Genomic DNA, 4,902 nt, shown 5'->3' with positions numbered 1-4,902 from the left:
TCGTTTGTGCCCAGCGTGATGACCTGAGTAAACTGGATGCCTTCCTCGTGCTCCAGCTTGTCAATTGCCTCGGTGACCACAGCAGGCGATTCGCCGAGCGAGGAGATGAGAATGGTTTGTCGGGACATGTTAACCTCCTAGAGCAAGCGGCAGGCCCAGCCGAGAATGTAAATGGCGTCGTCAACTGCCAGTTGGTAAAACCCAACTCCGTCCAACGCTGATTTAATGTTTTTGTAGTAACCCGCCGTCGAACCGCTCCGTTTGGCGAAGTTGGAATCGGGGAGCTTGCTCACCAATTTCCTCAGCTTGCTCATTGCGTCGGGAGAGTCCCGATGCTTGAGCAGGAACGTGTAGAGCTTTTTGAGTTCATTGGGGTCGGCTCCGCGCACCGTTCGTGGGCGGTCGCGCGATCCAACTTGCGCCGAGGTGTTGCGTAGCTTCTGACAAAGCAGATTAGCTCGGCTGATGTGATCTTGCGGGTTCATCATGGCTCTTTCTCCTTCCGACTTGTTGTCTCGGATGCAGTCTCATCATTGTGTCAGTAGCTCGCGCATCGGCCAGGGCGTGATAATGGGCGCGCTGCCTCACGCTTGTGCTACTGATACGGGCCTCCACTCAATATACTCCGGTTGGCGCTCGTCGAGATGACGGCCACTCCCAGATTCTTATTAACTCATCGAGCGCAGTTTCGTTGATGAGAGTGCTGGCGCTGCCGACTTGATCGAATAAGTATTTGACGACATCTGCTTCGATCACCCGTGCACCGGCGGAAAAATCGGAGAATGAGGTTTCTGTGGCCTGAAGCTCTAGCTTCGTTGGCGTCACCTTGACGGAGCCAAGCATGGCTTGTTTGCCGCCGCCGATTTTGATCACCATTTCATCGAAGATGCCCATTGCCACCAGCACCAAACACAGCTCTTGCGCCGTCACACTTTCGAACGACATGGTGAATTCGAGTTGAGAATCCTTGGTGATAATGTGATAGGGTTCTCCGCGCTGAGATGTCAGAGGCTCACCGTGATAGTAAAACTTCCGTCCGTTGAATTGGCCCCGAGCGTCTTTGTAGATGCGCGCTGACTCGCGCGGCGGATAGGGCGACTGAATCTGATGCACTGCCAAACTACCCTTGACCAAGCGCGCATCGGAAAAACTCACGCGCCCTTGATAGCCGAGCGCGCCGAAGATCGAACAGCAGACGCACAGCCTGGGATCTCTCGTTTTCTCCCCGCCTGATTGCCGATGCTTTGATTTCAGCTCATCGCACGGTCGGGCATCTCGAACGGCCAGGTTCTTCTCTATGTCCTTTTTCGTGATGCGGACGCACGAATCTGATATAGCCTCGGCAATCGAGCGAATCGCGCCTTTGAGTGACGTGCCGGGCACAATTGTTTTATCGTCAGCGGTAATCACACCTCGAACGGGATTCTCTCCCTCAAGCTCGTAGATGCCGGAGCCAATGTGAATAGGCGTGAGAGCCGTCAACGTACAGGTCAGTCTGCCGGTGTAGGCATCGGGGACAAACTTGTCGTGTTTGGTAATTGCGCGCTGCGACTTTGGCCGCGCGATGATGACTTTCCCAAATGGTTTTGGTTCAGGTTCCGGGCGTCCTCCGCCCTGCCGGGGTGTTCTATTGGGCATAATAGTTCTCCTTGTCACTGAGTTTGAGTCGGCGTCGGCCGCCGCCGCCAAGATGGTAGCCAGACGTGCAACGTCTGGACACCACGGATGCGAACCACGCGCCTTGAAGAAGCGCCGCCGGGCGTCGGCAGACGCCGCCAAGATGGTAGCCAGACGTGCAACGTCTGGTCCTCGTGGACACGAGCCACGCGCCTTGAAGAGGCGCGGCCGGGCGTCGGCAGACGCCGCCAAGAGGGTAGCCAGACGTGCAACGTCTGGACACCACGGATGCGAACCACGCGCCTTGAAGAGGCGCCACAGGTTCTACCACAGATAGCGTTCATCGTAGACAATCCCACTCGCCTTTAATAACTCCACATACTCCTCTTGAAACGTCTTGCGCCGGTGATGATTCTCCTGATTCAAAACATATCGCTTTACGGCCTCAATACTCGATGGGCTGACGGTAAAAGCGCCATAGCCTTTTTGCCAAGCGAAGATTCTCTGGCCGACCTCCCGATGTACCCACTCTGATGAATCGGCCTTGAGGTCTCGCACGAAATAGTCCAGCCGATGCGATGAGGTCAATCCGACAAGCATGTGTACGTGGTCTCGGATCCCGCCAATGGCCAGGGGTACACCTCCCAAGCGCTTGACGATCCCCCCCAAATAGGCGTGCAATCGGTCGCGCCACGATTGAGCAATCATGGGCAGGCGGTCCTTGGTTGAAAAGACCAGATGATAATGCAAACTGGTATGCGTTGACGGCATATTCTTCCCGGCGCGTCTTCAACGCGCCGTTTACTTTTCGCCTCGTGTTCCAGACGTTTCACGTCTGGCTACCTTCGCGCGGGCCGCTTGCGCGGCCACATTTCAAACATCATTTCTCCAGACGTTTCACGTCTGGCTACCTTCGCGTGGGTCGCTTGCGCGGCCCGGTTTCAACCAGCCCGGCTTCTCCCACATGGTTCCCCTTCGTTTCTTCTGGGCGCGTCTTCAACGCGCCGTTTACTTTTCGCCTCGTGTTCCAGACGTTTCACGTCTGGCTACCTTCGCGTGGGCCGCTTGCGCGGCCACATTTCAAACATCATTTCTCCAGACGTTTCACGTCTGGCTACCTTCGCGTGGGCCGCTTGCGCGGCCAGCGTTCGATCCTCACATCCGTCCTCCACACATTGTGCCTTGACACCCGATGTTGTCGGGGCGCGTCTTCAACGCGCCGTTTACTTTTCGCCTCGTGTTCCAGACGTTTCACGTCTGGCTACCTTCGCGCGGGCCGCTTGCGCGGCCACATTTCAAACATCATTTCTCCAGACGTTTCACGTCTGGCTACCTTCGCGCGGGCCGCTTGCGCGGCCAGCGTTCGATCCTCACATCCGTCCTCCACACATTGTGCCTTGACGCCCGATGTTGTCGGGGCGCGTCTTCAACGCGCCGTCATTTTTCGCCTCGTGTTCCAGACGTTTCACGTCTGGCTACCTTCGCGCGGGCCGCTCGCCCGGCCACATTTCAAACATTATTTCTTTCAAACATCACGACTCCCAGTATTCCTCAATCGTACGAAATCGCGTCAGTTGCACCATGCCGTCACGCGAATAATCCACGACTTCGAGCTTCAGCGCATTCGGCGGCGGATCAAGAGCGTTGAGCGTCGGGATGCCGGAGATCACATCCCCATATTTTCCTCTCGTTCCCGGCACCATCACCTCGACCCAATCGCCAGCCGTCTGACTCCACTTACCGTAGAGTTTTTGACTCGTTCGCTGCGTTTGCCATTCTGCGCTGCTTGCTTCAAATCCAGCACTGGGCGGCGGCTCACTCGTCTCTGAAAGATAGACGGCTGTGAACCGGCCAGCTCCGGCCTCACGCCATCGCACTTCCTGCCGTTCATTGAACGCACGGCCACGCGGATAGCACGCAGCTTGATCGAGCGCCGTGAGCCAGCAAAAACACGGCGGCTGACTGGCATCACCGTCTTCAGCCATCAAGATGAACTTGGCTCCATCGAAGACAGCATTGACGGCATTCACCACGGCGCTCCAGTCGCCACGCAAACTTGCGACGATCCCATTAGCCATGTTGACCTCCCGCTTTGTGGGTCTTCACGTAGGCATTCCACGCCGACTTCACGCACTGGCTGAAGAGCAACGTTGCATCCGGCGCGCACCACTCCGTTGAATCAGCCTGCCGCTCAAAGATGATGCTTGCACCCAGTAGGTCATCAACCGGTTTGAGGCTGGTATCAATGGCGATTGGCTCAAGCTCCGCTTGTTCTCTGATCTCATATTTCGTGGCCTCATCACCGAGCAACGCGCCGATGCCTTTGATGCTGAGCCTGCCGTCCGCCCACTGGAGGCCATCTTCGGCAATCGAGCGCAGTTCGAGCTTTTTGAGTCGGGCCGACACGCTGCCGAACCCACGCGATTTGCCGTAGCCGACTTTGATTCGCCCCAGACAGAGATCACGCACGGCCAGACCGAGCAGTCCCAGTTGCCACAACTCAAAGTTGCGGACTCGGATTTGCGTTTCAAACTCTCCGCTCATGAGCGCCTCAAAATCAAACGGCCCAACGGCGACAGAACCAAGCACTCGATCAATCGCTACAGCCGTGCGCTTAGTCAGTTGCTTGGCCACGTCAATAGGCTTTGTCGGATAGGCGTCGGCAAACGCGGCGCGACCGGCGAGATTCGTTGAGCCGTATAGCTTGCAGGCCACACAAGAGTTGGCATAAATAGCGAAACTATTGCTCTCTTTGGCGAGCTTCTCCAATCGCTTGCCGCACGAATTTTCTCCGTCAAACGGATCACAACAAAAGACCTCAAGCGTGCGGGCGATCTTCTCCGAGTAGCTGCGCAACGTGCCTTTCAGCGACGAGCCGGGAATGAAGACCGTCTCGCCGAGTTGCGCGTGATGCGTCCGAACGAACTGCATATCGGGGATGGTCGGGTCCCAGCCTTCTGTGCCCGACTTGACGAGCAGCGGGCCTTCGGCTGAGACGATTAAGTGAAAGGTCGCTTCGTTGAGTAGTTTTTTGTGCATGGCGATCACTCCTCCGAAAAAGTGGCACAGGCATTGCCGCCTATGGCATTTTTCATCGTTTCTCTCGCGTCGTGGCTAACGGCAAGAACAACTCCTCAGAAAAAGTAGCACAGGCATTCCTGCCTGCAGCGTTTTTCATCGTTTCTCTCGCGTCGTCCAGACGGCAGTAGAACTCCTCAGAAAAAGTGGCACAGGCATTCCTGCCTGCAGCGTTTTTCATCGTTTCTCTCGCGTCGTCCAGAAGGC

6 protein-coding genes are annotated in these 4,902 nt (G+C 56.4%); all 6 read right to left on the bottom strand.

Features of this window, described 5'->3' with window-relative positions; translation table 11 throughout:
* Positions 1-137: 137 nt before the first annotated feature.
* Positions 138-488, bottom strand: coding sequence for a hypothetical protein (locus NZ823_16835; GenBank protein ID MCS6806794.1), 351 nt, complete (start codon positions 486-488; stop codon positions 138-140).
* A gap of 127 nt (positions 489-615) precedes the next feature.
* Positions 616-1,638, bottom strand: coding sequence for an RAMP superfamily CRISPR-associated protein (locus NZ823_16830; GenBank protein MCS6806793.1), 1,023 nt, complete (start codon positions 1,636-1,638; stop codon positions 616-618).
* Between the two features lie 303 nt (positions 1,639-1,941).
* Complete coding sequence (gene tnpA / locus NZ823_16825) at positions 1,942-2,388, bottom strand: IS200/IS605 family transposase (GenBank protein MCS6806792.1); 447 nt, start codon at positions 2,386-2,388, stop codon at positions 1,942-1,944.
* Positions 2,389-3,149: 761 nt separating this feature from the next.
* A complete protein-coding gene (locus NZ823_16820) occupies positions 3,150-3,695 on the bottom strand; it encodes a hypothetical protein (GenBank protein MCS6806791.1) in 546 nt (181 codons plus the stop codon).
* Positions 3,688-4,656 carry an RAMP superfamily CRISPR-associated protein gene (locus NZ823_16815; GenBank protein MCS6806790.1) on the bottom strand — a complete coding sequence of 323 codons (969 nt, stop codon included), beginning with the start codon at positions 4,654-4,656 and terminating at the stop codon, positions 3,688-3,690. The genes NZ823_16820 and NZ823_16815 overlap by 8 nt, the downstream gene beginning before the upstream one ends.
* Positions 4,657-4,708: 52 nt before the next feature.
* A partial coding sequence (locus NZ823_16810) for a hypothetical protein (protein ID MCS6806789.1) occupies positions 4,709-4,902 on the bottom strand: 194 nt, incomplete at its 5' end.

This window comes from Blastocatellia bacterium (assembly GCA_025054955.1).
Taxonomy (GTDB): Bacteria; Acidobacteriota; Blastocatellia; order HR10; family J050; genus JANWZE01.
Note: the sequence above shows the minus strand (reverse complement) of the source record. Positions and strands in the feature narration are given on the sequence as shown.